The organism is Variovorax sp. J22R115 (assembly GCF_030317005.1).
In the GTDB taxonomy this organism is placed as follows: domain Bacteria; phylum Pseudomonadota; class Gammaproteobacteria; order Burkholderiales; family Burkholderiaceae_C; genus Variovorax.
In genome coordinates, this window is sequence record NZ_JASZYM010000035.1 from 1 (window position 1) to 24888 (window position 24888).

Here is a 24888-nt window from a genome sequence, read left to right on the forward strand (position 1 = left end):
CTGCTGGCCGCTCTCAACCTCGTCGAGTGCGTCGCCTTCGTTGGACCCACGACCACCTCTTGACGATCACGGGCTCTGATCCGGGTCAAGGTGGATCGGCCGGACGCTCACCTTCATTTTGAGAAGGCGCCTGGATATCGAGAAGTAGGGAACGCGGCGAATTCCACTCCGAACAAGGAAGACTGTATGGGGCCCAAGTCCGCCAGTTGGTCAAGGTCCTTTTTTGATCTCGGCGATTAAACTTCCCGTGATTCCGAACTCACTGCCCCAGCGCAGCCCGACGTCGCACTCGACGCCACTTTCACGCTCAAACGTGTACTCGTCCGCGCCGTCTGGGGTGGCGCAGTAAACGAACCTTTCATTCTCCCTGGTCACTTTCAATCGCATTGGGATGGTGCCGCCCAGCATGCGTGTGACCGTGTCACCTACGTGCACTTCGGTCAACTGCACTGCCTTCACTATTGGCTTCGTCATCGTTGCTCCCGGTGACGCATTAGGAATCGAGACTCCGCAGCTCGACAACGCAAGGCGTAAGCGTCACTCCAACAAGTGCATCGTCGGGACCTGCTGGCACGAAAATGCTTGCTGGCGCGCCACACCCGAAGCAACGCAAATAGAGCCCCATGGATGCAGGCGGGTCGCCGGGCTGCAGGCGTTGGTTCGCGCGTGCCACCGCGCTTTCCGCATCTGCGCGGGAGATGCGCATATGCACCCGGCCGCACCGCGGGCACCGATACTCACCGAGGGTCATGGATCTCCCGAAACTGAGTCCGGCGGGTCGAAGAACGCCGGCATGTGCGCATGCATCTGATGCACGTGCCAGGACTCAGGGTAGTGCCTTGCAAGGGCTTTGGCTCGGCGGCGCAAGGTGTCCGGCAAATCCGGCGACTTCTGAACTGACTGCAACTCCTCCAGAAATTCCCTGGTGTGGAGGATGGCACGCGTCCTTTCGTACGGTGTGGTCATGTCAAGCTCTCCAATGCCGCACTGCTCTGCGAGCAGAAACGAGCTACTACTCCTTCCACTTGAAAATCGGGCCCATTCTGACTTCCAACTTTGGGCGGACAAGCTTCGGGTAGATGACCTCAAAGTGATGCAAGCCTTTGCTGTCAGTTGCTGGTTCGTTCCCGTCGGAGATCAGTTCCCCGCCCGACAGCTTGATTACGAGCGCCCCCGTAACGGTGCATCGAAGAACCTTGCTGACTTCGCCCAGCATCGATTCGCGTGAGCCGGAGCCCCGCTTGAGCACCAGGATGCGTGATGAGGTTGGAGCAGGTCCGTCCTTCAGGTAGTCCTCGGCGTACGTCACGTCATATGTGATGAAGGTCGTCGTTTCAACCTTACCGTTGGAAATCTCCGCCGTGCACTCGGCAAGGAAATACACGGGCGACAGGAGCTCAGCCCCCGCCCAGTACTGGGTGAAGCCGAACTCCGACTGGCGAACATATCCAGGGGTGAGCTCCCAAAGAGTCCTTGTTTTGAGAGGCCACACGAACGCCATGTCAGGCGAGGCGGCCTTTGGACGCGGGGAGCCTGTGGCTGCAGAGGCGTGCCCCGGACTCGACACTTCGTCGGAAAATTTCGTCGTTTTCGACATGACGTATGTGAGGTATACGGATGGCGTCTAGGGTGCGTTAGCGGGCCCGAAGTCGTCTCTCGGCAGCTAAAAAACCCAGCCGAACACCAAAACTAGGCATATATGCCTAGTAGTGTATTGCAAACTTCTTTGGACGCCAATTCGGCGCCCTACAAAGAAGACGCTTGGACGACCGGGTAGCCTTTTTCGGCCTGGCGGTGCAGAACCGTCGCAAGGAGCTGGAACTCAGTCAAGTTGAGCTTGCTGAGAAGGCGAAGCTGTCCTCGAGCTACGTCTCACGTGTTGAACGCGGCCTTACCCCTCCTGCGCTTGACACGATTTGCGCTCTTGCTGATGCCTTACGGGTCAGGCCCTCTGCATTGATGCGCGAGGCCGAACGGATGAGCGCGTGAACGGACCCAAAGCGGGCAAACGCTGAACTTGCGCGAAGCCTGGTATGTCCAGGAGGCGTCGCTTGGTTACAGTCCTTACGTCCGCCGCAGGAAGCTTGGGAGAGCGGCAATCCTTTTTAGCGTCGCCGGTCCGACACCCTGCAGAGCGGACAGTGCGAGTAGCACGCGGGTTCGGGGCGAGATGAGATTCATAGACGTCGAGGATGCCTGAGCCAGTGCGCGCCAACACACATCGCTCAGCGCATGCCTTCTTCCACAAAGCGCGGCAGCCGAGCCCGGCTCCTGGAGTTCAGACTAGAGTCGCCTGTCTCGGCGAAGTGGAGAACACGCTCTCAATAATTCTGAGCTGCTGGAGGCGAATGAACATTGCCTGCTCGCTTACGCCAAATTCCTTCGCTAGGCTCGCAATCTCGGTTTCGTCTGAGAGGTCATGCGAAATAGCTGCCGCCTTTAGCATCGGTTCAGGCATTAGCAGGGCTGCTGAAAATAGGTTGGCTTCCCGCTCTTCTTCTGGCGTTGTTTCCGACCCCGCCTGGTTATAGATCGCCGATGTGGCTTGGCCTACTCGCTGGAATACCCGAATCTGGTTGGTGTCCACGATCATCCTGTCGCTCGTTGCATGCAACACCAGGTGCCCAAGTTCGTGGCCTATGGTGAAGCGCCGACGGTTTGCGGCGTGCTTCTTATTGACGAGAACGTGCTTCTCGTTGCCTTTCACGATTAAGACGCCGGAGATGTCGTCTTCCAGCTGTTCAATGTGAACTCGAGCGCCAAGAAGCTTCGCGACGGAGTTCACGTCGACCGGGGCTCTATTGATGTCTGCCTCACGAATCAGCTGTAGCGCCTGAGCCTCGATGGACTTAGGAGTGTGAGACATCATCTTTCCTCTCGGGGTTCGTCAAAGTTTTTTCCAGCGCCTGCCCAAGAAGGGGGTGGCCGCTGGTGGTCCACGCTTCAGCAATGCTGCGTACGTCCAAGGAGCTGCCGGTCGGAGTAGTCGCGAGCTCTGAAATTGGCGGCAGCAAGTAGGCCGGACTTACGCGAAGTGCTTCGCATATTCGGTAAAGGACGTGCAGCGGGACTTTCTGCATACCCTTTTCGATGTTGGTGATCGAGGTCCGCTCAAGTCCGACAAGTTCAGCCAAACGGGCTTGCGTCATTCGCGCGCCATCATCCGACGCTTGAGTTCGTAGCGCTCGAACGCGCTCACCCAACCTCAGATAAAGACTTCCTTCGTCGATCACTGGTACCCCGCCGTTGCTCGAATCTACTTCCGTACGCGGTAAATGTCAACAAGGCTGACATAGCTTTACGCTACGTAGGCGTCATTGACACACACGCTTCGGCGCCCCCTATAATGTCAACAGTCCCCACAGGATAAAATGTGGGTTTTGTTGACATTCTCAAGAAGGGGGGTCGAATGAAGGTCCAGAAATAAAACAAGGGGTCGAACCTGTGCAGGCTGACCCCCTGAGTGAACTTGCGCGAACGCTCGTCCGGTGTGGAAGCCTCGAGTTTCGCGTGGGTGAGCCAAGGCGTCAACCTGCATGGGAGAAGACCAAATCAGCGTGCGGCTTTTTGCACGTTCCATTGGTTCTCTTATGCGAAAGGAGTGGCGAAATGCCCCTCAACGAAAACTCGGGCGAAAACGCCCACAAAGCCGACGGCGAGCATGCTCACCGTCATCCTCAAGTCGCCGTCGCCGGCGTCGACTTGGTCCTGCGGTCCGTCCACTTGGAGGATCCGACGCCCACGGGGGCTCAGATCGCGCAAGCAGCTGGATTCAGCCAGCAGCCTGAGACCACTGTTTTGCAGTGGTTCGACCACGGCACGGAGGACATCAGCCCGACCGAAGTCGCGAAGCTGGGCGAAGGACTGAACAGGTTCATCGTTGCCGAAACCGACGATCTGCGTCGCATGACCATCGAAGGCAATCGCTTCGATTGGCCTGCACGCGTCATTTCGGGGCAGCTGGTGCGCAGGCTTGCCAACATCCCGCCGAGCAAGCAGCTCTACCTGGAGCGCGACGACAAACCGGATGAACTGCTGGCAGACGACAGCGTCGTGGACCTTTCCCGCTCCGGCGTGGAACGTTTCGTCGCACGCGTGCCCAAGTGGCAACTCAACGTCCAGGGCGAACTTCTGACGTTCAATACCCCGACCGTGGTGGTGCGCGACGCGCTGGTCCAGGCCGGCTTCAACCCCGACCAAGGCTGGCATATCTTCCTGAAGGTGCAAGGCGCGCCGAAGGAGGAGGTCCAGCTGGATTCGGTCGTCGACCTGACGCGCTCGGGCATCGAAAAGCTGCGTCTCACCCCCAAGGACGTCAACAACGGCGAAGGCGTCGTGCACCTGCAACGGCAATTCAAGCTGCTGTCGGCGGACGAGCGCTACCTTGACGCCAACCATCCGAACTGGGAAGCGATTGCCGAAGGTGGCCAGCAATGGCTCATCCTGTCCGACTACCCCTTGCCCGAGGGCTTTTCTCAGCGCAGCGTTGCCGTTGCGCTCGAGATTCCGCCGACCTACCCGATGGCGCAGATCGACATGTTCTATCTGCACCCCGAGGTCACCTTGCAGGGCGGGGGCCAGGTCCCCGCCACCGAGGCGCGCGTGAATATCCGCGGCAAATCGTTCCAGCGCTGGTCGCGTCACCGCGGTAACGGGTCGATGTGGGTGCCCGGGACGGACAACGTGATCACGCACTTGGCGCTCGTCGAGTCTGCCCTCGCCAAGGAAGTCCAGCAATGATGCCGGCCTCGAGTCTTACACTGACGGCAGAGGTTCACGCGAAGTTGCGTGACCACCTCTTCCCTGGTGATGGTCTCGAGGCTGCAGCAATCCTCATATGCGCCCGCGTGCCGGGCGCGCGGCAGCGATTGCTGGCTCGAGATGCTTTTCTGGTGCCGCATGCAGACTGCGTGCGTCACGTCGATCAACTGCGCTGGCCAGGCGCGGCAATCGAGCAGGCGATTGACCTCGCCGAACTCGACGACCTCAGCCTTTTTCTGGTTCACTCTCATCCCGGCGGCTACTTTGCCTTCTCCGACCTGGACGACCAAAGCGACCGCCTGACGATGCCGGGCCTTTTCCAGGCCCTTGGGCGCCTGCACGGCTCTGCAATCATGGTGCCCGACGGTGCCATGTTGGCGCGGACGTATGGCCCGGACATGCGTGCACAAGGCCTCGACTTCGTCTCCGTGGCCGGCCATGACTTCGAAAGATGGTGGTTCGACGGGAGTTTCAACCCGCGGCCGATGGCATTCACTTCCCCCACCCGCGACGAGCTCAAGCGCCTGACGGCGTGCGTGGTAGGTGCTTCGGGAACCGGCTCCGTCGTAGTCGAGCAGCTCGCCCGCCTGGGTTTCGGCCGCATCATCGTCATCGACTTCGACCGTGTCGAGCTCCGCAATCTGAATCGCATCTTGAATTCGACGCGCCGCGACGCAGAGCAGGGTGAATTGAAGGTCGAAGTTCTGAGTCGCGCGATCCACAACTTCCGCGGGCCGGGCGTCGCGATTCCTGTGCCGAGCACGATCCTGGACCGACGCGCAGTGGTGCAAGCCAGCCAAGCAGATTTTCTTTTCTGCTGTGTCGACTCGCAGGAAGGCAGACAAATCGCCGACTTGATCGCATCCTCCTTCTTGCTCCCACTCTTCGACGTTGGAGTGACGATCCCGACACGCCAAGCCAAGGGAAGGTTGGCTATCGGCGACGTCGTCGCGCGCATCGACTACGTGAGGCCTGGCGGTCCCACCTTGTCGGACCGGAACGTCTACACCCAGGGCGGTCTCCGGGCCGAATACCTGCGCCGCGTCGACCCCGCGGGACATGCACAAGAAGTGGCAGCGGGCTACATCCCGGGCGCACGCGAGGAGGCGCCATCCGTCATCACGCTGAACATGCGGGCGGCATCCGATCTCGTGTCGGACTTCTTGGCGCGGCTCTATCTATTCCGCCACGATGCCAACAAGCGGTTTGCACGACGCACAGTCAGTCTGGCTGCAGGAGAGGAGGAAGTCTTCTCGGAGGATGAATTTCCGCGCGGGCCGAATTCTTGGCTTGGTCGGGGCGCGTCTGAGCCGCTGCTCGGCCTGGCAGCGCTGGCGCCGGGCGCGGCCGAGAAGGAAGGATGGGCCCCATGTTGCTGAGCTTTTTGACCGGCATCCAGAAGGCCTGGGATCGCTGGCGTCCTGCAAGGAAGCTCGTGAGGATCGAAGGCGACAGCCTTCCGAAAGTCATGCCACGCCGTGACCTCGTTCTCGCGCAAGACGGCGATGAAGATTGGTGCGTCGGCATGCTGTGTCCCTGCGGATGCGGGCGCACCATTGAACTGCTGGTCATCCCGGAAGCGAATCCCAGATGGAGTGTCACGACAGATGCGCAGGGCCGGCCTTCCCTGAGACCGTCTGTTTGGGTCAAAGACGGGTGCAAGTCTCACTTCTGGGTGCGCGAAGGGCGCATTCAATGGTGCCCGAAAACGTAGCAATTTCGCCATCGAGGCAAGGTCTGCTCGGCGGGCCTTGACCCCTGCGCGATCAGAACAGCTCATATGCTTCCCACAAATACACCGGCTGCGCTGGCGATTGCGGTCGCCCTGGTCGGCGCCTCAGTCTTCCTCATCGCGGTACTTGGGTTGAGGCTCGCACGTCGGCATCCCTCTGACGTGCGGATCGTCTGCTACTTCTTCTCGCTGACAGTGGTTCTCACGGTGTTGGTAGCGATGTGGGCAAATGCAGCGGGCGCCATTGATGGTGACGGCACCTTCCATGGACGAATTGGTTCAGTACTGAACCGCCTCCTCCGAACACTTCTCGACGTGGATGCATCGCTCAAGCTCCTTGGCGGGCTCGTTGGCGTTGTGGTCCTGCCGCAGGTGGCAAGCTATGTACTTGGCGGACTTTTCGGATGCGGGACGTCACCAATTTTGGTCGGCCGCACGCTGCAGTTTTTCGTATGGAGCCTCGCAAAGTCTTTGGTCGTCGCCTCTGGCATGCTGATGGCGCTCGCAGGCTTAGGCGCCGGTGCAGGGTGGAAGGGCTGGAGCTTTACCGGCGCCGCAAGTATGGTGTCAACCGGTATGGTGCTGAGCGCCATGACGTTTGTCGTCCTGCACCTCTACAGGTTTGAATTCAGCGATGCGTCTAGGGGTGGAACCCCGTCTCATGGACGTGGTCGCGCGCGGATGCGGCTCGTCTCAGCTCACGCATGGCTGACACGCAACGTGAGCGGCCGCTCAAAAGAAGGCGGCGACGCTGTTGCGCCGTCGACCGAGAAATAGCCCGTCATATTGTTGGCGCGGCAGCAGACATTCCGCAGAAGGACTTCATCCCGCGCGATTGCCTGCAGGCCGAATGACACCTCAGTCTCAGACTACAGGCTGATAAGGTACACGTCGTCGTGGACCGAAAAGTCGCAGCCGCGCCAAGAGCGACATCGCTTAGTCCTGGACCCAACCGAGGATGCCGATCCGCAGCACTTCCCTCACTCGCCGGCCTTCGACCATCCTCGCTTCGCCAAGCTCACGCACCAGGTTCTGCATGCGCGAGAAGTACAGGTTGAAGATTGGGATCACGCCTCCATGGCCATCGGACCCTATTGCGTGGTGCATGAACTCCCTATCTTCCGCCTCCGAAAACTCTTGATCGCTACCGGGCTCGCGTCCCCAGAAGTCCTCACGGTCATGGGTGGCGTTATGGAAGACAATTTGACTGATGTCCCGGTCGTCGTCGCGACCCCGCTGCGCGTAGCCGTTATTCAACAAATAGAACTCAGCAGCAAACCCGCCGCACGCCACGCCTCTATGAGTCTCCGGCATGACCACGCAGCGTGCACGCGCGTGTCCACGGGTCTCGCCGTCAAGTAGTTCGACGAAGTCAACTTCGCCGCCGAGATGCAGGCAAACGGTGACGTGGCCTACCTCGTGCCAGCACTTGTACTCGACGCTGTCGACACGAATCTTCATGCTAATTTGAGAGTGTAGGCGCCCCGCTCTTCAATCGAGCATCCTTGAGGTTGCGCCAGAAGCGGAGGGCCGCTTCGGCACTGACCCGACGCAACGCCTTGCACCCAGGAACTTCAGCTCACGCTGCAGTGAAGGCACGCAGGCCATTGCGGCCGAATCCAGTATGGCGTCCTCTCAACGACAACACACGAGAGGCCGCCATTGGTGGCGGTGATGAGGATGGAAGAGCAATCAGAGTACGACGACGCCGACCGACTGGCGGAGCTTTTGGAGGCCAGTGAGGCCTTCGACGAAGACGTCGGGAAGCTGTTGGCGAAGTGCGAGGCGCGAACCAAGCGCGGACTCATAGCTTCGGCGCTGTGCTCTGCGGCTTTCGAACATGGATTTAGTCAACGCGTCCTGTTGGAAATTGGGTTGTCTGGCACTGCTTTGTCCCTCTGCCGCCTCCACTTCGAGGCAGTGGTACGCGCCACCTGGACGGCCGAATGCGCGTATGACGAGTGGCTCGAAAAGTTCACGACGCCTGTCGAGGGGCCGGAGCATGTAGAGCCTGCCGATCCGGTATCGATCAGCAAGATGATCAAGCACATCACCTCCACGGTGAAGCATGTGGGAGAGGAGTACGCACTGCTCAACACCACCATCCCGGCGATGCACTCATTCGTGCACAGCGGGGCTCAAGCGGTGGTGCATGCGTTGATGCCGGTGTACCCCACCTACACACTGATCGGCGCACTGTGGAATCGCAACCTGCTGCACCTCTACACGGCGAACACTGCTGTCGTGGCTGCCAGGGACGGGCTCCTGCTACCGCGCATGCGCCTCTTGCGGGAGAAGCATGCTGGCTGCATGCCACCCACCAGGAAAGAGATGGCGGTGTAATAGCCCACCTCTCCACTGGGAGCTGGAGCATGAATACCTCCACCATTGTTCTCGTTGGGTTCGTCGGGCTCGTCGGCTTGGTCATCGGATTCGCGATGGGCCGCAGCCAATCAGCGTCACCTTCATTCCAAAACCAAGGTGAGGCACGCCTTGTCCATGAGGCCCGGGCGCACTTTGCCGCGCCGGACTATCACTTGATGAATCACATCACCTTACAGATGCAAGATGGCACGACTCAGGTCGACCACATCCTCGTCTCAAGGTTTGGTGTCTTCGTCATAGAAACGAAGCACTTGAACGGCTGGATCTTCGCCAATGCCAAGCACGCGACCTGGACTCAAGTCATGTTCCAGAAGAAGTCGCAGTTCCAAAACCCCATCTTCCAGAACTTCCGGCACGTTCGCGCCGTTCAGGAGTTGCTCGACTTCCTACCAGCTGGTCTCGTCAAGTCGGTCGTGGTATTCACTGGAGACGCGGAGTTCAAGACCGAAGTTCCGCCTGGCGTATTCACCTTGCCGAAGTTTGTCGAGCACATCAGGGGGCACGCCACTGAGGCAATCTCCGTCAACCGCGTGCAGTTCTGCGTTGGGCGGCTGGAGACAGCTCGACTCGCCATCAGCAAGGAGACTGACATTGAGCATGTCGAGAACCTGCACAGAAAGCACGGCCCACGGCCAACCCGCTCCATCGGCAGGATGCGGTCCGGCAAGCCGGGAAGCGATCCTTGGCTTTGAGCAGTACTTCTGCATTGGCTCGGAAGGCATGTCTGGAGAACGGAAGATTGCGGACGTCGGCGTGGTTCGCATTGGAGGACCGCTTACGCTGCGCATCGCCATTTTGGGTGGGGTGGGCGACGGGAATGACAGGAAAGCGTCGGACTGCGGGTGCTCGTGCCGCAAGCGGGGAACTTCGGCTTCCGCTGCGCAGCCGCACTTCGGTTGCGTAGCTTGCACCGGCGAAGGCCAGAAATGTCGCCTCGATCGCGCCTCGGACGCAGGTCAAAGTCGCTTCCAGCCTTCCGAACGCTTGCTACTCGCGGATCTCTTGAGACTCAGCTTGCAGCGCCTCGGTCTCGCTCGTACGGACCTCATCGACTGTACTGAACTCAAATATGGGTTCGTACGGCGGCCGACCAAGCGCCTGTCCGTGGCTGACGCCCCGATTTCCCTTATGGCGTTGGCCAAGGCCGCCATGAAGCTCGCTTCTCGGACGTGTCTTGCTGCGCCTTTCTCTTGGCCACGATGTCGTCAGGCCCCCCGAAATGCGCCTTGTACCTTGAAGCGAGGCCTTGGGTTCCCCAGAAGGCGCCGGCCGCAAATGCACACGCGATGACGAAGGCAATGCCACGCAACTGCCATGCGAGTCCTGACTTGTCGATGAGGGACTTCATGCGCCGGCCGACGGCCATACCGATGAAGTCTTGCCCCACGTGCCGCCGCGCATTCCATTCCATCAGCCCCCAAACGGGTGCGGCGCCGAGCACACAGGCGACGGCGCCATACCAGCCGCCGGGCCACTGCGTCAATGTGGCTGCACAGGTGCCCAATGTCAGCAGCCCCACCCAGTACACCCCCGGCTTGAACATCCGGCCGCCGAACAGTGTCCCCAGCACTTTTTGGAGCGCTGTCGAGGCCGCGGCGACATAACGGTCGTCTACGAGGTTCTTGTAGTGAGAGCGGACATCCGCGACAGTCTCATCGAAGTTCTTCGATGCGAGAACGCTTTCGGCGATCTTCATATTGATCTCCGACTCTAAGAATGTGTTGGCCCGCTCGACCAGAAGCTCCCGCGCATCGGTGTTCAAGAATCGGGATTGCACACTGGACTGCAACTCGTGGAGGTCCTTGGCGAGCAAATGCCCGACGATATTCTTGAAGTCGAAGACTTTCTGCTGCTTTCCAAACGCATGAACCGCAAATGAAGCTTTGCCCACCGCGATCTGTGCCCGAGTCACTTCCAGGCTCACCGGATAGGCGCTGCTGACAGCACGTTCATCGCGGCGGCGATGGGTAGTGCGGCCACGTCGGCCGTAGTCAGGCAGGCGCTTCACGTCGATGTGGGTCCGCACGAGGTCCTTGGCCTCCTCGTCGCTGTGCTGCAGCGTCAACTGGTCATGTGAGGCGATTTCGCAGTTCAGTTGACCCAGGCAATGGCGACATCCCGTGGCAGCGCAGTGACTGCAGTCCACTTTCCCTGTTGCACCGCAGGTGCCGCAGTTGCATACCCCTCTGCCCGCACAACCCGAGCACTGATTCTTCCCGTCATAGTGGCAGTAGGTGCATTTCACTTTGCCGCCGCTGCATGCCATGCAATGGACAGTGCGCCAGTCGGTTCGTGTGACATACGTCTTGGCCCCGGTGTCCCAGACGTCTCGCATGTAGCTTTCGTTGTAGTTGCCTCTTCCATTACAACGGCTGCAATCTCGCTTGCTTGTGCCATAGCAGATCGAGCAGCTGATCCGCCCTTTGCCGTGGCACGGGGAGCATAGAACTTCGCCTTTGCCACTGCAATTGCTGCAGCGCACTTCGCCCCTGCCACTGCAGACGCCGCACTGGTACTGATGGCCAAGCATGTGCTCGAAGCCACTCAGGACGTCTCCGCGCGGCAGCAGGCGCCGATAGGTTCCGTCGTCGCGGCTTGCCCACGCGTCGATGCGTGCAGGCAGTTCCTCGATGCAGCGCTCGCGCATCTCCCGCAAGCCTTGTAGCATGGCCTGTCCAGACTGCACCACCTGCACACCGGCGGGCAGCGGCCCAGCGCGGTCGTCGGTCTGCACCTTCACCCCCACCTGCTGGCTCAGCAGCAACATTCCCTGGATGGCCGAGCTCGTCTGCTCGCATTCCTCACTCAGATCGGCACCGCGGAATCGCGTGTTTTCCTCCACATGGCGCCCCAAAACCTGCGTCAGAGATCCAGGAGTTCTGCTCGAAGCTCCGGTGATCGGCACGGGCGAGTGGTTCGCGCTCGCCCTTGTTTGTTCTAGGAGCGCCACAGCACCTTTTCCAGCAGGCGATTGTCCCTGCAGCTCTGAAGACTCCATCTCGACTCCTGCCCCGGCCTCACTCACTGCTTCGGTTGCCATCGTGCTCACCTGCGCCCCGCCAATACCGTGTCATTTGGGTGTTTCGTATCCATAGTCCAGGCCGCGCAGAACTCGGTTGCGAACGCCTTCATTGAAGGGATATGCATAAGCCTGTCCGACTGCGACCACGTGCATGGCGTTGAGTACGATGGCGCCGGTGAAAGCACTCGCGCCGGCCGAATTCGAACGCGCTTGCGCGTCAAGATACTTGTAGATGCGGCTGCTGGTGACGTCGTTGTTCATAGCGCTCAGAGCCGTCCAGGAGGACATAACCGTCACGACGGGCACAAGCCATGCCCGCCGATTGAGCGCACGAACATTGCCCGATTCGGATCCAGTGCCCAAGGCCTTGACGCCGAGAAATAGCAGCTTGGCGAGGTGGCCAATCGCCCCCATGAGCGAGCACAGGAGCGCGATGGGGGGAACAAGGGCGGCCCGCGCAGCATCGCGACCCATGTTCTCGTTGATGCCGCCCGTCTGGAACGCTTCCAGGGGAGCCGAATACCGCTGCAGTTGCTCGGCGGCCAGCGCCTGTACCAACGGCTTGTAGAACCGCGCGACAAATTGCTCGCCGGATTCGTAGCTCGGCGCGACCACGACCCCGGTCGGCAACTCGAGTTGTCGCCGTAGATCGGCCTGAATCGCCGGATGCAGTACGAAGTCCTTGTATTCGAGGCCGCCCGGCACGCGCTGCCCACCCACCCGAATGGAGCCATCGGACCTACGACGAGCCTGATCCCTCACCTGCTCGTCGATCGCCCTGTAGAAGGCAAGACGGTCGTAGGGCTGCCAGTCGGCCGGAATCGGCAGGTCCTTCCGGACCTGGTTGATGATCGTGGACCGGTAACGGACCGGCACTGTCCATGGCTTCCAGCCCCGGCGGGCGAGATCGCGCTCGTAGCGCTCCCAGGCATCACGTTGCTGGCGCCTGACCTCTTCATCGAGTTGCGGACTCGTCCCGTTGGCGTAGTTGGTCCACTGCTTGCGAACTTCCTTCATGGTCGCGCTGTAGCTGTCATAGACCCCCCGCGTCCCATAAAGCTCGCGTCCGGCCTGCTGTTCCAGCAAGGTCAGTTTTGCGTTGTCGATCTTTTCGTCCAGCCGCTCGATGGAGCTCGAGAGCAGCGGAAACAAGCCGAGGAAGGCCTTTCCCTCTGGTCGAGCGAAGACCTGCGCATCCTCGTCGCTGAGGCCATCAAGTTGCGCCCGCCCCTGCACCATGGCTCGCTGCAGTAGGACCAGGTTCAGTGCCTGGCGTCGAAACTGGGCGGTGCTGTTGTGGACTAAGGAGTCCACAACGAACTGCAGCGACAGGTAAACACCTCCGGCGGTCAGCAGGCACCAGAAGGTGATGCCCATGATCCCTGGACCTTCGCTGAAACTTCGCGACGATCGCAGGAGAAACTGCAGCACGAACAGTGCCGCTGCAATACCCGAGAGCAATCGGCCATACACCTCGATGTGGTGCACTTGATCGATCGTCGCGGCGCCGCCCACCACGTCGAGCAGGCGGGCGTTGAACGCCAGTTCAAAGGTGAGATAGATCGCCGTCAGGGCGATCAGGCCGAGCGTGGTTGGACGAGACATGCAAATTTACTGAGCGCTAGACGGACCGAACTAATCGTCTAGCTTGATGCGAACCTGAGAGTCCGATGTGTCCTTGGGAATGACAAGGTCCGGCGCCGGCGGTGCGGTACGAGGCGCCGGGCGACTCGGTCGAGGTGGGTCCGCGGTGGGGGTCGTCGATGAGCGCTTTCCAGCATCTGGTGACGCTTTACGCGGCCGGGCATCGTCCCCAGACTTGGTGGTCAGCCGAGTGGCATTGGGCTCTCGCGCAGGCTCGGGAGGGCGTGAAACTTCGTCGCGGATCATGCGCCCGTCTACGTAGGTGAAGCGCTTGATGGTTCGCTGAAGTGGAAACTCCAGCGAGAGCGATTCCCCCTTCTCCAGGATGTTCGGTTTGCCTTGGCAATCGCCGTAGGCATCCCAAGTGGAGGTCTCCGGCCCCCGCACTGAGATCAACTGGTACGCGTAAGGACAATTGGAGAGGGCCTTTTCCAGCAAAACCGTCGCGCGTTCGCCCATCTGGTCGATACGCACGATGCGCACGGCACTGCCTCGCCCCACGGGGATTGACTTCTGGATCATGTCGAGCCGAAGGACGTACTCGCCGTTGAGCAGGCGTAGCGTCCCCGGGTTTCCATTGGGCAGCCGAAAGACTTCCAGGATCTGACCATTGCGGGCCGCGTCCGCTGTGATCTCCGCCTGACTTACGGCTCTAGGTTTGGAAGGTGCGCACCCTGTGACCAGCAAGAGCAGCGCGGCCGCCGACGCACCAGCCAAGAACGCCTGGACCGGCGCGCGCAAGGGACCGCGCGAGCGAACAGTTGGTGCGCCTGCGCCCCGCACACGTTCGTTCAAGGGTGCGGCCGAGCCAAGTGAAATGCGAAGCAGGCTGCCAACTGGAAGGCAAGACCAGGCCGGCTTTTGCAGGCGGCCCGCGCCGAACGAAAGATTCATAGTAACAACTGTACTCAACATGCAGCGATGTCGAGCAACACTTGTTACTACGTTCGACTACCGTGTGTGCTTCACGATTGCCAACTTCGTCACGCGCGGCGCTGAATTCACGCGCCGTCTGCATGATCGGTCACGTCCGAATAGCGGGGGCGGGGCGGGTTCGGCTGGCGAAGAAACGCGTTCAGATGCGCCGCTAGAGCCCGCCAGGACCCGAGCGATGGACGACGCGGCCGATGATGGAGACGCCCTTCACATCAGCCGCAGACAACTCAAGTGTCGGAAATAGCTGGCTGTTGTTGGCCTCGATGCGAAGGCGACCGCCTGGAAGCCTGAAAAGCCGACGCACGCGTTCCTGCCCCTCGTAGAAGATGACGTAGGTCCTGCCATCAACCACCTCGGTTTGCTCGGTATCCACGACGAAGTAATCGCCGGGATAGAGCACAGTCTCCATGCTGTCGTCGCTCGCCTGGGCCCATGCCAGAGCGGCCGGCCTGGACTCGTCGTAGCGCATCCAACCCGTTGTAAAGGTGAGCACGTCGTGCTTCACCAGCTTGATTGACACTTTTCTTCTTCCTCTCGCCCCATCCGGGCCACGCTCGACATGCAGTCGAGGAAGCGCCACATAGGACCCCTCTGGTAACTTTTCTGGGTGCTCCCAGCTCCTGTGCGGCTGCGTGACCGCAGCGCCGGCCCCGCGGTCACGCGCCGATCTGCTGCCGTTGAGTCCGCCGAGTCCGGTCGGAACCGGTTCGCCCTTGCCGGAGCGCACCCATTCGTGGTTGACCTTGTCGAGCGGAAGAGCGGACAGGATCCGCTCCGTGTACTCAGAGCGGCGACTGTCTCGACGCAGCAGCGCATTGATCGCCGCCACGGGAACATTGGTTACCCTGGATATTTCGGGCGCCCGCAAGCCTGCCAATTGCAGAGCAGTCTTGAGGCGGGCGCCAAGATTCATGCCTCGATCGTAGCAAAGGGGCGGCAGGGCCGGCCGCCCTCGGCGCCTTCCCGCTCTCCGCCAGTGGCGCCAAATAACCCGCTATCGAGCGCCGATCACGACACCAATCACTTGGCAGTTGTGTGATTTAGTTGGCCGGCGTGCTTGTGGAGATAGCACTTGAGTAGTAACTATAGTTATTTTCAATTTCGAAGTTCCGGTTACAGTTGTTTCCGAGATTACCTCAGAGAGAGGGGGATCTCGGCGGAGTGCAGGCGTGGGGGATCGGGTCTCTCAAGCTCGCGCCCCGTCTGTGGCGGGACAAGCATCTAGCTTGTTCCATTTGGCAGGTCTCAAAACGATTCAATCATGACCCAAACTGCAGCAGCGACGCCTGAAGTGACCCAAAGCAAGACGCTCGCGATCCTTGCCCACCTAGGTGGGCTCTTCACCAGTTGGCTCGCCCCCTTGATCATCTATCTGATCAGCAAGTCCGATCCCTCTGCGCAGTTCACAAGCGCCAATGCCAAGGAGTCCCTGAACTTCCAGCTGACCGTGATCGGCTACTACATCCTGTGCTTCATCCTGTCATTCATCGTGATCGGAATCTTTCTTTTCTGGATCGTCATGCTGGCCAATCTCGTGCTGTGCATCGTCGCGTCCGTGAAGGCTAGCAACGGGACGCCATTCCGCTACCCGCTGACGATTCGCCTGATCAAGTAAGCGCTTAGAGCCGGTCGAGGGCACTCAATCCAAGGAGGGCGCACAGCACCCTAGTGGAGTCTGGCAGTTCATCCTGGTGCCCGCCTCTGCTACTCCCGGCGAACGCGCGCACAGACTTTCAACAGCACGCCGTGGAGTGCAGCTGCATTGCCCTCCCAGTGATTCCGATGAAATCGCGGGCCGCAATGCAGGACGGCGCTTCCGTTCCCACAGTTCAGGTGTGGACCGCCACATCATCGCGAGCCGAAGACCTGGACCGCGGTTCGATGAGGCCCTCGAACCCTCTTCATCAAAGATTCAAGTCAGTCGAACAACAAGCATGCAAGAAGCCCGAGCAATCTCACGTCCCAGTAGTTTTTCCTTCGTGGTTTGCGCCGCAGTGCTCGCCATGCTAGCGGGCTGCGTCGCGCCGCAGGCCAAGCAATCCGCGCAAGCGCCGACACCTGCACCTCAGGCTACCCCCCAGATGGGTCCACCGTCCGGTGGCATCCTCGTTCCGGCCAATACGGATCCGAACGCCGGCAAAGGCAAGAGGCCGCTGGACTACACCGCCGTCGTGAAGATGCTGCAAAAGGGGGCGGGTGACGAGGACAAGGAACTCGGACGGGACATCCTCTTTCCGGCGATGACCGCGCCGGAGAAGCGCGCTGGCTACATCGACATCAATCGCAAGAAGGGCATCTTTGCCCAATGCGCGGCCAGTCCCAATTTGGCCAAGGGCAACATGGTCGGGACCCTCATCGGCTCTGAAGTCTTCGATGACGCTCCGCCGGCTTTCATTCTTCGATTCTCGAATTGCCGCCCTGCGGGCTCCACTGCACGCAAGTGACGCACTGCAGGCATTCCCGATAGCGATCCGCGTCAACTTTTTGCGCCGCGCCGGTGGCGCTGCCTGAACTTTTATTTCCTGTCTTGAAGAACAGTGATTCAACCCATCGCAGCGATTCACTTCAACGGCGCTACCAACTGCACCAACAACCAACGAAAGAAGTCGGCGCCAAGCGCCCAAACACAAGTATGCAAAAGACTACGTTGCTCTTTAAGATTCTTGGGCTCCTCACCGTCGGCGCCTTGTCGCTGGCGCTGACCGCGTGCGGCGGTGGCGGCGGCGCTGGTGGCTCCGGCATCGGCGGCAATAGTGGTGGCACCTCCCTGGGTGGTGGCGGCACCAACGGCGGCCAAGCCGACGAAGACACCGCATCCACCATCGTCACGTCTGTGCCCGCGTCAAGCTACGCTACCGGCAGCGAAGAAGCCGAGGCATTCGAATACCTAAATGCCGAGCGCTCGACCTGCGGCTTTGGCAAAGTGGCGCAGAACGCCAAGTTGGATGTATCAGCTACCGGCCATGCCAACTACCTGATCTCCAACAACCGTGGCGGTCACTACCAAGACCCGAGTGAGCCCGGGTACACCGGCAACAGCCCCGGCGACCGCGCCACCAGCGCTGGCTACGCGTACTCAGTGATCGGCGACGACAACGTTGACATCTTTGGCCGCGCATCCATTGCCGGCTTGGGCGCTGACTCCATCCAGCAACTTCTCTCGGCGCCTTATCACGCAGCTTCGATGCTCTCTGGCGTTCGTGAGGTTGGCATCAAGCTGCTGAGCAGCGACACGGCGGGAACCACCGCGACGTTCGGGCCCCGCGCCATCGCAGAGTACGCCATTGGTGTGGCAAGCGACGTGAAGCCTCAACTGCCGGCCAAGAGCGATGTCCTGACGTACCCTTGCGATGGCAGCACTGCGACCGCGTACCAACTGGTCGGCGAAAGCCCGAACCCGATTCCCGGCCGTGACCTGGGCGCCAATCCGATTGGCCAGCCGCTCTATGTGATGGTCCGCGAAGGCCATACGGTGGCGATCACCTCGGCCGTCCTGGTCAAAGCATCGGACAACTCGCCGGTCACGCTTCGCCCCACGATGACGGCCGCCAACGATCCGCAACAACATCTGGAAGGCAACAACATTGCCATCTTGATGCCTGATGCGGCCCTGTTGCCCAACACGTCGTATTCGTACACGGTGTCGGGAACGAACGACGGCGTGCCGTTCACCCGCTCAGCCACCTTCAAGACCAAGACGGGCCCCATCTAAGGCGCTGACGAAAAAGGGGGGCACCACGCCCCTCACGCAGCGGCGATCCTCGGATTGCCGCTTGTTTTTGTGCGCGGCCCGCTTCTCTGCTGGCACCCGCTGCGTCCCGCAACACGAAGCAGTACCCCGAGGCAAACGCCGCTGGGACGAATAGCCAAGATCTCACCATGAAAACACTCGTCTCAAGGATCCTTCCTTGCTGCATTCTTGCCGCGCTCGCCGCGTGCTCCAACGGCATCGACAAGCCCCTCGTCACCGCGAAAGGCACCGACGCGTACCGCGCGTCGCTGGATGAGGCCGTGCGCGACATGGACAAACGCCAGATCGCCGCATTCGATTGGGCGGTGTCGAACCTTTCCATCGAAACGCTGAACGCACGCTATCCCAACCAGAGCGCCCGCAAGATCATCGCGGGCGAAGCGGATGCCGTGCTGAAGGAAGCACCGGAACGGATCGCCGGCCTCGAACAGGAAATGGCGGCTTGGGCCTCGGCGGCCCAGGAGATCTCCAAGGTCACGGCAGGCGACTTGTCATTCCGGTTGGAAAAGGACTTCTTCGGCCTACAGCCCATCATCCGCACCACCATCCACAACGGAAGCAAGCACGGCTACAGCACGCTGCACTGGTATGCGGAGCTTTACCTCGACGGGGCAACCAAGCCTGCGGCGAGCGCCGAACTGATTGACCTCTATAAGGATCAAGGCGGCCTCAAGCCCGGTGACCAACAAATCCGTGATTTCAAGGTCGGCTTCGTAAGCGGCGAAGATGAGTGGAAAACCATCGAGATCCAGAAAGCTTCGCAACGCGCGGCCAAGCTAGTCGTTATCCCGGAAAGCGCACAAGACTTCGGCGATCGCCTCATAGCCGGTCCGTCGCCCCAGAAGACACTGGCGGATTTGAAGACGAACCTCGAAGTGGCGCAACAGATCAAGAGGGACCTGTGAAGCTTCTGTTGGTCACTTGGGCGTTTTGCATCGCCGGGTGTGCGCCAGCGACCCTGCAATTCCGTGCAGAACGTCCCGTCCCTGAAGACCGGCTCGTCGAAGCGTTCCGGCCCTGCGTCGGCCCGACCGGGGTCGCACCCGCGGTGGCGAAACTCGCCCTTCCCTTCGTCTCTTCGTGGGACATCGTTGAATTCTCCACCCCAGGCCAGGTGTCGGACGGCCTCCATCACGCATTGCTGCTGAGCGCCGCCGTCGGACGGCCTACGTTCTGGAATCAGGCGGGATCGCGGGCGTCGGCCGCTGGTACGGGCCGCTCACCCTGGAGACGTCGTGCGTAGACAAGTCCGCCTACCCCCTGCCTTCACCGGCTTGCAGCAGCAACGTGGCTGGCATCTTGGCCGAAACCGCGCAGGAGCGGCAGAAGAAGACCGACTGGGCCATCCGGTGCAACCGTGTCTTGGTCGGAATGCCTGCCGCCGACGTGATCCGGTCGCTGGGAAGTCCTGCCCGCGTAAACCATCCTCTGGTAGATGAAGAGGAGTGGACCTACGGGTTGGGGGAGCGAAAAGAAACGGCAATCCTCCTTCGTGGAGGCGTCGTGCAAAGCATCCAGGAAACGCTCTACGAAAAGCCTTTTCGCTCGCGCGCACCCGCGATGTGAGCCACGTGGGATGAAGAAACAGATCGTGGGCGCCTGAGCCGCGCTCACCGGTCTGCCAACACGCACATCGGGAACTTGCGCGTAGTGAGGCCACTTGTCTGCTTCCGATAGTTCTTTCCAAGCACAGAAACAGAGCCCTAAGAATCATGAGCTTTTTCAAGCAGCACCGGTACGCACTCCTTTTGCTGGCCGTCCTTCTGACCGGCTGCGGGACGACGAATACCACGGTCGCCCCTGCCTCGCCGGACTCTGGATCGCCGGTTTCCATCGGGTTCTTCCGCGACTTTGATGAATCGGCATTTGCCGTTATTGAGCGGAAGGCTCATGGCTGGTCCCTGCGAAAACTCACCGCGAAGCGTCCGCTCCGCGAGAACGAAAACGAGGAGATCATCGCGATTGACGCGACAGGAACTCGCATGGAGCCGGCGTACACCGGAGCTTATTCACAGTTCAATCAGAAGGGTCAGCTGGTTTGGTTCGACTGCAGCGAGGTGATGACCGCTATCGCAGGAAAGAAGCAGGCACTTTCGGATTACAGCGGATGTGGCCCCAGCGCGCTGACGACGATCGATGTTCTTGGCACCGTTGGCAAGAACGCTGTAGCAGGTGTTCTCACGCTTGGCCTTGCAGGCGGCACCAAGCGGCAGATCGACACGGACGCAATGCGCATGGCTCTACAGCAGTCCGGCGCCGGTCAGGCCCTGCATGCCTATCTCGCCGAACTGAAGTTCCTGTCTGTCGCCGAACGAGACGTATCTACTGCCCTGGCCAATGCGAAATCCGCTGCGAGGCCGGTGATCAAGGTTTCAGATCCGAAGAAGCTTGTCATCGACGACGTTAAGGTCACGGCGCCACTGGACATCAAGGTCAGCTATGCCTTCGACCTGCAAACCGATGTGGACCTTCGCAACGATGTATCGCTCGCCAAGGCGCTACAGGACTTGCATCATCGGATTGAAGTCAAGAAAGCGGATCTTCTTGCCAACACAGCCCTCTCCATTTCCTGCGGCAGAGTTTCGACCAGTGGCTTTGAAGGGCGCTGCCGGCCGGAATCCGTCCTGGTTCGCCTGGGACAGGTCGCCCCTACATTCATCTTGACGGTCACGAGCAACAAGGACTACCTCGCGGCAAAGGCGGAGCGCGCGCGTCAAAAGGGAACCGCCCGTCAGCAGACAGGGGCAAACGGGGGCGTCGGCAAGGAGCCGCCGATCCGCAATCAACAGATCTGGCCCCAAGTCGGTGGGTCGGTTTCCTCGGATCCACCGAGCGGCCGGGTGGCGTATTGGAGCGGCGGCCTGGAGATGGTGGACGGCCGGACCATCTGTCGGTATCACCTGCCCGGGGGGGCCGATACGATCGTGCGCGAATCCGGTGGAACCTGCCCGCTCAGTATCGCAGTCCCTTGACTCATTTGGCGAAGGTGAAGGCCTTAGTTGGGCAACGCAACTCCACCAACTCCGGCGAAAGTTGCGGCCGAGTCTTGGCCTTCGATCCTCAACAAAACGAAGAACGCTGCCGACCTCGAAAAAGTTGGCGATGACTGGCGCTTGTAGAGGCTCACGGAACAACGCCCGGGTCGCGAGAACGACAACCAAGAGATCGTGGCAATTAACTCGACGGGCGCCAAACTTGAAAAGGAGTAGTGGATGACGAACTTGAAAAGGGCCGCAGTCGCCGCCGCCCTGACGGGCCTTTCGTGCGGCGCGATGGCCAACTGGGAACTGGTCCAGACAAATGACGAGGCCAAGCGTTACTACGATGCCGCCTCGGTGGAACGCACGGGTACGGTGGTCACCTTCTGGCACTTGTTGGACTTGGGGACAACCTCAATGGCTTGGCAAAACCAAGTGGACTGCAAAAGGAAGTCGCGTTCTCGCAATCTTCACGCGATCGTCTATTTGGGAGGCATGGGAATCGGCCGCGGCGCGGAGCTCCCAAGCGATCGCAAATGGGAGTCGATTCCTCCCCAATCGCCGGTCAATCAGATTGTTGAAGTAGTTTGCAAAACGTAGGGCCGACCTGTGCCGTTCACCCCGTTTCACATGGGCGTCGCACTGGTTGCCAAGCCTGCCGCCCGCCGGCATTTCAGCTTGCTCGCGTTCAGCCTCGCGCAGGTCGCGATGGATGTGGAGCCGCTCGTGGGCATGCTCCGGGACCAGGATGTCCTGCATGGGAGGAGCCACACCGTCGTCGGCGCGCTGCTGATCGGCATGGCCGTGGCCATGCTTGCGCCATTCGTACTCAGGCCGGTGGTGGCTTTCCTTCACCGGAAGGCGAAGGAGAACCGCCTGGAATGGATCCTGGATCCGCAGGCGCCGTCACGAGGCGCCGTGTGGGCGGGATCGTTGGTCGGGACGCTGAGCCACGTTGTGCTGGATGCACTGATCCATCACGACATGCGACCGCTGGCGCCGTTTTCGCAGGCGACACCGCTGCTCGGGCTGGTGGAGCATGACAGCGTTTACCGGCTCTGCGCCTGGATGGCAGCTGCGGGCGCAGCCGTGTGGGTGATCTCGCGCTGGCAGACGCGCAAGCGTGCGTAGCGCTTCCGCGTCCTCGTTCCATCGCCGAACATACCCGCAATTCCGTCGATCCCTTCGGCACAGGATCACCGCGGAGTGACATGTCGCGAACGGCCGCGTATAAAAACGTCGCAAGCCCGCTCCGGGCACGAAGCCGTAGATCCGGCTTGCCCTCCCCTTCGGCCGCTTTCGCTGCACAGCTGCAGTACGAGGGTCGCTCGCGGACGGCAGGGTAAGGCCCGTTGCAGTCCTTTGCATCTCTCCGAAGCCGTCGTTCGCATGGGGTCGCGAGGTGCGGCGCTCCTGACCGGCAGGACTGTCAGTCAGCTTGAATACCAAGCGCCTTCACCACCCGTGAGAAGCTTTCCAGGTCCGCAGCGGTGGTCTTCGACAGCGTCTCCGGTGCTCCGCCCAGGGGAAGTATGCCGAGCGCCTTCATCCGCGCGGCGACATCGGGCATCTTGATGATTTCGTTGAGATGGGTGTTAAGCGTCTTCACGATGTCGGCCGAGAGGCCCTTGGGGCCGTACAGCCCGTTCCAAGCCGACACCTCGACCCCTTTGTAGCCAAGTTCAGCGAGGGTGGGAACCTCTGGGGCCAGCGGCGTGCGATTCGCCTGTGCCACGGCCAACAGGCGCATTTTGCCGTCGGCTAAGTAAGGTGCCACTGGCCCGTAGGTGATCCATGTCAACGGCACGTGGCCACCGGCAACGTCGTTGAGGGCCGGCGCTACACCTCGGTAGGGAACATGATGGAAGTTCGCGCCTGTGGCCTTGTTGAACATTTCACCCAGGACATGCATCGGAGAACCACTGCCCGGGCTGGCGAAGGCCAGTTCGGTGGTCCTCGAAGCGTCCAACGCCTCCTTGAGCGTGCGGGCTGCGGTCCCTGGGCCGGCGGCGATGAACAGAGGTTGCGTGCCCGTTTCGATGATCGGCGTGAAGTCGTTCAGCACGTCGTACCCCGACTTAGGGCTCGTCTTCAGCACGAGTTGGGCCATTGCGAAGGTGCTCGGCGCCAGGAGCAGCGTGTGGCCGTCCGCCGCGGCCTTGGCTACATAGCTGCTTCCAATAACACCGCTGGCGCCAGGCTTGTTGTCCACCAGCACCGGCCGGCCAAGCCGAGTCGTCAGCTTCTCGGCCAATACGCGGGCCAGCACATCGGTGTCGCCGCCAGCCGGGTAGGCAACGACGATCGTGATGGGCTTGGACGGGTAGCCTTGCGCGAACGACAAGGCCGCCACAGCGCCCAGGCTCAGCGCGGTCAACAGGGACCGAATCGACTTTTTCACAATGCAGCTTCCTTTAGATTCTTCAGAGGGAGGAAAAAATATCTTGGCGACCGAGGGTGGCGAGCCGCTTCAGTTCGGCATAGAAGTGATCCACCTGCGCCTGCGCGTGCTCTCGCAGGATTCGATCGCGCTCGGCGCAGTCGCCACTCGTCTCCACTGCGCCGGCTTCCCCAACCTTGCGCGAGGCTTCCTGCACAAAGCGGCACATGGGGTAGCGGAGCGTCCCGAAGCGCTGCAACAGTGCATCGATGTCCAGGCACTCGTCCAATAGGTTGCCGAGCACCACGGCGTCCTGGATGGCCATCGCGCCGCCCTGTCCCATGAACGGGGTGGAGGCATGCGCCGCATCGCCAATCAGCAGCACCCGTTTCGCATGCCAAGGCAGCGGCAGCGCCACTTCTTCAACAGCGGTATAGATCACTTCAGCCTGTGCGTCGATCTGATCCAAGAACTGGCGAGCAGGGGCGCCGAATTCGGCAAACCGTTCGCGCATCAGTTCAGGCCACCTCGCGGGCTCGTAGTGGCTCCCCGCGGGTTCAGCAACCGTCCCGAAAAGGTAGAGACGGTCCTGACTTATGGGCATGATGCCCAGCCGCTTGCCAACGCCCATCATCATGATCTTGTCGGTGAGCCCGGCGGGGCGAGCATGAACGCTGCGCCATACGCCCAGGCCGGTGTATCGAGGGGTAATGTCGCCAGCCACCCACTGGCGGATCTGCGAACGGATGCCGTCGGCACCTATCACGAGGTCGAAGTGCTGCGTGCTGCCATCGGACAGCTCAGCCTGCACGCCATCGGACCGTGATTTCAAGCCGACCAGCCGCATGTCCAACTGCGCCTGCACTCCGAGCCCTTCGAGCCGTGCGGCCAGAACGCGATGAATGTCCGCCCGCTTGATCCCCAGGATCGGCGGAACGCCATCTGCGGGGCTGGGGTAATCTACATCGACGATGGGGTTGCCCAGATGATCCAAATAGACATTGCGACCGTGGGCAACAGGAAAGCCGGCGGCAAGCACTTCGTTCATCACCCCAAGCTCGCCAAACGACTGAAGTCCGTTGCCGTAGACAAATATGCCCGAGCTCTGGAATCGCCAGACGGGTTGCTTCTCGATCAGACTCACACGCACTCCGCGGGACGCGAGCGCGATTGCTGCAGCACAGCCGGCGATACCAGCGCCGACGATGAGAACGTCATTGAACGTGGTCTCGGCAAGACGCCTTGTGTGCGTCGGCGGAAAGATAGTGGACATGGTGATGAGACAACGGGCGTAGCGAC

The 24888-nt window shown here is 60.8% G+C and carries 27 protein-coding genes; 15 read left to right on the forward strand and 12 right to left on the reverse strand.

Annotated elements, in window-relative coordinates; translation table 11 throughout:
- Positions 1-210: 210 nt before the first annotated feature.
- The 3 genes from QTI04_RS32995 to QTI04_RS33005 form a co-directional block, all read right to left on the reverse strand.
- Positions 211-474, reverse strand: coding sequence for a hypothetical protein (locus tag QTI04_RS32995; protein WP_286619459.1), 264 nt, complete (start codon positions 472-474; stop codon positions 211-213).
- Positions 475-747: 273 nt separating this feature from the next.
- Positions 748-966 carry a BPSL0761 family protein gene (locus tag QTI04_RS33000; protein WP_286619460.1) on the reverse strand — a complete coding sequence of 73 codons (219 nt, stop codon included), beginning with the start codon at positions 964-966 and terminating at the stop codon, positions 748-750.
- A 46-nt stretch (positions 967-1012) separates the two neighbouring features.
- The gene (locus tag QTI04_RS33005) at positions 1013-1597 is read right to left on the reverse strand and encodes a hypothetical protein (protein ID WP_286619461.1); all 585 of its coding nucleotides are present in this window, start codon (positions 1595-1597) and stop codon (positions 1013-1015) included.
- A gap of 164 nt (positions 1598-1761) precedes the next feature.
- On the opposite strand from QTI04_RS33005, the gene QTI04_RS33010 reads away from it, so the two are divergent.
- Positions 1762-1989, forward strand: a complete 228-nt coding sequence (locus tag QTI04_RS33010) for a helix-turn-helix domain-containing protein (RefSeq protein WP_286619462.1) — start codon at positions 1762-1764, stop codon at positions 1987-1989.
- Positions 1990-2278: 289 nt separating this feature from the next.
- Here the strand turns inward: QTI04_RS33010 and QTI04_RS33015 are convergent, their stop codons facing one another.
- A complete protein-coding gene (locus tag QTI04_RS33015) occupies positions 2279-2869 on the reverse strand; it encodes an ImmA/IrrE family metallo-endopeptidase (RefSeq protein ID WP_286619463.1) in 591 nt (196 codons plus the stop codon).
- Entirely contained in the window at positions 2850-3233 is a 384-nt protein-coding gene (locus QTI04_RS34410) for a helix-turn-helix domain-containing protein (RefSeq protein WP_369292811.1), read from the reverse strand. The genes QTI04_RS33015 and QTI04_RS34410 overlap by 20 nt, the downstream gene beginning before the upstream one ends.
- A gap of 376 nt (positions 3234-3609) precedes the next feature.
- Between QTI04_RS34410 and QTI04_RS33020 the strand changes: the two genes are divergently transcribed.
- The 4 genes from QTI04_RS33020 (at position 3610) to QTI04_RS33035 (ending at position 7270) form a co-directional block, all read left to right on the forward strand.
- Complete coding sequence (locus QTI04_RS33020; protein ID WP_286619464.1) at positions 3610-4740, forward strand: multiubiquitin domain-containing protein; 1131 nt, start codon at positions 3610-3612, stop codon at positions 4738-4740.
- The gene (locus tag QTI04_RS33025) at positions 4737-6140 is read left to right on the forward strand and encodes a ThiF family adenylyltransferase (RefSeq protein ID WP_286619465.1); all 1404 of its coding nucleotides are present in this window, start codon (positions 4737-4739) and stop codon (positions 6138-6140) included. The genes QTI04_RS33020 and QTI04_RS33025 overlap by 4 nt, the downstream gene beginning before the upstream one ends.
- Positions 6131-6475: a DUF6527 family protein gene (locus QTI04_RS33030; RefSeq protein WP_286619466.1), complete on the forward strand. Its 345-nt coding sequence runs from the start codon at positions 6131-6133 to the stop codon at positions 6473-6475. The genes QTI04_RS33025 and QTI04_RS33030 overlap by 10 nt, the downstream gene beginning before the upstream one ends.
- A 66-nt stretch (positions 6476-6541) precedes the next feature.
- Entirely contained in the window at positions 6542-7270 is a 729-nt protein-coding gene (locus QTI04_RS33035; RefSeq protein ID WP_286619467.1) for a hypothetical protein, read from the forward strand.
- Between the two features lie 159 nt (positions 7271-7429).
- Here the strand turns inward: QTI04_RS33035 and QTI04_RS33040 are convergent, their stop codons facing one another.
- Positions 7430-7954 (reverse strand): hypothetical protein, encoded by a 525-nt coding sequence (locus QTI04_RS33040; protein ID WP_286619468.1) that lies wholly within the window; start codon positions 7952-7954, stop codon positions 7430-7432.
- Between the two features lie 219 nt (positions 7955-8173).
- Between QTI04_RS33040 and QTI04_RS33045 the strand changes: the two genes are divergently transcribed.
- Positions 8174-8836, forward strand: coding sequence for a hypothetical protein (locus tag QTI04_RS33045; protein WP_286619469.1), 663 nt, complete (start codon positions 8174-8176; stop codon positions 8834-8836).
- A gap of 29 nt (positions 8837-8865) precedes the next feature.
- On the forward strand, positions 8866-9570 hold the full coding sequence (locus tag QTI04_RS33050) for a nuclease-related domain-containing protein (RefSeq protein WP_286619470.1): 705 nt from the start codon (positions 8866-8868) through the stop codon (positions 9568-9570).
- Positions 9571-10004: 434 nt separating this feature from the next.
- Here the strand turns inward: QTI04_RS33050 and QTI04_RS33055 are convergent, their stop codons facing one another.
- The 4 genes from QTI04_RS33055 to QTI04_RS33070 all read right to left on the reverse strand — a co-directional run bounded on the left by QTI04_RS33055 (position 10005) and on the right by QTI04_RS33070 (position 15393).
- Entirely contained in the window at positions 10005-11918 is a 1914-nt protein-coding gene (locus tag QTI04_RS33055; protein WP_286619471.1) for a hypothetical protein, read from the reverse strand.
- Positions 11919-11948: 30 nt separating this feature from the next.
- Positions 11949-13505, reverse strand: coding sequence for a hypothetical protein (locus QTI04_RS33060; protein ID WP_286619472.1), 1557 nt, complete (start codon positions 13503-13505; stop codon positions 11949-11951).
- 30 nt (positions 13506-13535) lie between these two features.
- Positions 13536-14438, reverse strand: coding sequence for a hypothetical protein (locus QTI04_RS33065; protein ID WP_286619473.1), 903 nt, complete (start codon positions 14436-14438; stop codon positions 13536-13538).
- Between the two features lie 193 nt (positions 14439-14631).
- Positions 14632-15393, reverse strand: a complete 762-nt coding sequence (locus tag QTI04_RS33070) for a LexA family transcriptional regulator (protein ID WP_286619474.1) — start codon at positions 15391-15393, stop codon at positions 14632-14634.
- 348 nt (positions 15394-15741) lie between these two features.
- Here QTI04_RS33070 and QTI04_RS33075 point away from each other — a divergent pair, with 348 nt between their 5' ends.
- The 8 genes from QTI04_RS33075 to QTI04_RS33110 all read left to right on the forward strand — a co-directional run bounded on the left by QTI04_RS33075 (position 15742) and on the right by QTI04_RS33110 (position 22340).
- Positions 15742-16095 carry a DUF4870 domain-containing protein gene (locus QTI04_RS33075; protein WP_286619475.1) on the forward strand — a complete coding sequence of 118 codons (354 nt, stop codon included), beginning with the start codon at positions 15742-15744 and terminating at the stop codon, positions 16093-16095.
- Between the two features lie 220 nt (positions 16096-16315).
- A complete protein-coding gene (locus tag QTI04_RS33080) occupies positions 16316-16924 on the forward strand; it encodes a hypothetical protein (RefSeq protein ID WP_286619476.1) in 609 nt (202 codons plus the stop codon).
- Positions 16925-16977: 53 nt separating this feature from the next.
- A complete protein-coding gene (locus QTI04_RS33085; protein WP_286619477.1) occupies positions 16978-18192 on the forward strand; it encodes a CAP domain-containing protein in 1215 nt (404 codons plus the stop codon).
- Between the two features lie 167 nt (positions 18193-18359).
- Complete coding sequence (locus tag QTI04_RS33090) at positions 18360-19136, forward strand: hypothetical protein (protein WP_286619478.1); 777 nt, start codon at positions 18360-18362, stop codon at positions 19134-19136.
- A 394-nt stretch (positions 19137-19530) separates the two neighbouring features.
- Complete coding sequence (locus QTI04_RS33095; RefSeq protein WP_286619479.1) at positions 19531-19797, forward strand: hypothetical protein; 267 nt, start codon at positions 19531-19533, stop codon at positions 19795-19797.
- 146 nt (positions 19798-19943) lie between these two features.
- Complete coding sequence (locus QTI04_RS33100; RefSeq protein ID WP_286619480.1) at positions 19944-21203, forward strand: hypothetical protein; 1260 nt, start codon at positions 19944-19946, stop codon at positions 21201-21203.
- A gap of 240 nt (positions 21204-21443) precedes the next feature.
- Positions 21444-21809 carry a surface-adhesin E family protein gene (locus QTI04_RS33105; protein ID WP_286619481.1) on the forward strand — a complete coding sequence of 122 codons (366 nt, stop codon included), beginning with the start codon at positions 21444-21446 and terminating at the stop codon, positions 21807-21809.
- A 9-nt stretch (positions 21810-21818) separates the two neighbouring features.
- Entirely contained in the window at positions 21819-22340 is a 522-nt protein-coding gene (locus tag QTI04_RS33110; protein ID WP_286619482.1) for a DUF4184 family protein, read from the forward strand.
- A gap of 298 nt (positions 22341-22638) precedes the next feature.
- Here QTI04_RS33110 and QTI04_RS33115 read toward each other — a convergent pair whose 3' ends face one another.
- Together QTI04_RS33115 and QTI04_RS33120 are read right to left on the reverse strand one after the other, a co-directional pair.
- Positions 22639-23586, reverse strand: a complete 948-nt coding sequence (locus QTI04_RS33115) for a tripartite tricarboxylate transporter substrate binding protein (RefSeq protein ID WP_286619483.1) — start codon at positions 23584-23586, stop codon at positions 22639-22641.
- A gap of 46 nt (positions 23587-23632) precedes the next feature.
- Positions 23633-24862, reverse strand: a complete 1230-nt coding sequence (locus QTI04_RS33120; protein WP_286619484.1) for an FAD-dependent oxidoreductase — start codon at positions 24860-24862, stop codon at positions 23633-23635.
- Between the last annotated feature and the right edge of the window lie 26 nt (positions 24863-24888).

What these genes read in the sequence shown, in the direction of transcription:
- QTI04_RS32995 (WP_286619459.1), bottom strand. Translation starts at nt 474, where the DNA reads ATGACGAAGCCAATAGTGAAGGCAGTGCAGTTGACCGAAGTGCACGTA.
- QTI04_RS33000 (WP_286619460.1), bottom strand. Translation starts at nt 966, where the DNA reads ATGACCACACCGTACGAAAGGACGCGTGCCATCCTCCACACCAGGGAA.
- QTI04_RS33005 (WP_286619461.1), bottom strand. Translation starts at nt 1,597, where the DNA reads ATGTCGAAAACGACGAAATTTTCCGACGAAGTGTCGAGTCCGGGGCAC.
- QTI04_RS33015 (WP_286619463.1), bottom strand. Translation starts at nt 2,869, where the DNA reads ATGATGTCTCACACTCCTAAGTCCATCGAGGCTCAGGCGCTACAGCTG.
- QTI04_RS33020 (WP_286619464.1), top strand. Translation starts at nt 3,610, where the DNA reads ATGCCCCTCAACGAAAACTCGGGCGAAAACGCCCACAAAGCCGACGGC.
- QTI04_RS33025 (WP_286619465.1), top strand. Translation starts at nt 4,737, where the DNA reads ATGATGCCGGCCTCGAGTCTTACACTGACGGCAGAGGTTCACGCGAAG.
- QTI04_RS33030 (WP_286619466.1), top strand. Translation starts at nt 6,131, where the DNA reads ATGTTGCTGAGCTTTTTGACCGGCATCCAGAAGGCCTGGGATCGCTGG.
- QTI04_RS33035 (WP_286619467.1), top strand. Translation starts at nt 6,542, where the DNA reads ATGCTTCCCACAAATACACCGGCTGCGCTGGCGATTGCGGTCGCCCTG.
- QTI04_RS33040 (WP_286619468.1), bottom strand. Translation starts at nt 7,954, where the DNA reads ATGAAGATTCGTGTCGACAGCGTCGAGTACAAGTGCTGGCACGAGGTA.
- QTI04_RS33045 (WP_286619469.1), top strand. Translation starts at nt 8,174, where the DNA reads ATGGAAGAGCAATCAGAGTACGACGACGCCGACCGACTGGCGGAGCTT.
- QTI04_RS33050 (WP_286619470.1), top strand. Translation starts at nt 8,866, where the DNA reads ATGAATACCTCCACCATTGTTCTCGTTGGGTTCGTCGGGCTCGTCGGC.
- QTI04_RS33055 (WP_286619471.1), bottom strand. Translation starts at nt 11,918, where the DNA reads ATGGCAACCGAAGCAGTGAGTGAGGCCGGGGCAGGAGTCGAGATGGAG.
- QTI04_RS33060 (WP_286619472.1), bottom strand. Translation starts at nt 13,505, where the DNA reads ATGTCTCGTCCAACCACGCTCGGCCTGATCGCCCTGACGGCGATCTAT.
- QTI04_RS33065 (WP_286619473.1), bottom strand. Translation starts at nt 14,438, where the DNA reads ATGAATCTTTCGTTCGGCGCGGGCCGCCTGCAAAAGCCGGCCTGGTCT.
- QTI04_RS33070 (WP_286619474.1), bottom strand. Translation starts at nt 15,393, where the DNA reads ATGAATCTTGGCGCCCGCCTCAAGACTGCTCTGCAATTGGCAGGCTTG.
- QTI04_RS33075 (WP_286619475.1), top strand. Translation starts at nt 15,742, where the DNA reads ATGACCCAAACTGCAGCAGCGACGCCTGAAGTGACCCAAAGCAAGACG.
- QTI04_RS33090 (WP_286619478.1), top strand. Translation starts at nt 18,360, where the DNA reads ATGAAAACACTCGTCTCAAGGATCCTTCCTTGCTGCATTCTTGCCGCG.
- QTI04_RS33100 (WP_286619480.1), top strand. Translation starts at nt 19,944, where the DNA reads ATGAGCTTTTTCAAGCAGCACCGGTACGCACTCCTTTTGCTGGCCGTC.
- QTI04_RS33105 (WP_286619481.1), top strand. Translation starts at nt 21,444, where the DNA reads ATGACGAACTTGAAAAGGGCCGCAGTCGCCGCCGCCCTGACGGGCCTT.
- QTI04_RS33120 (WP_286619484.1), bottom strand. Translation starts at nt 24,862, where the DNA reads ATGTCCACTATCTTTCCGCCGACGCACACAAGGCGTCTTGCCGAGACC.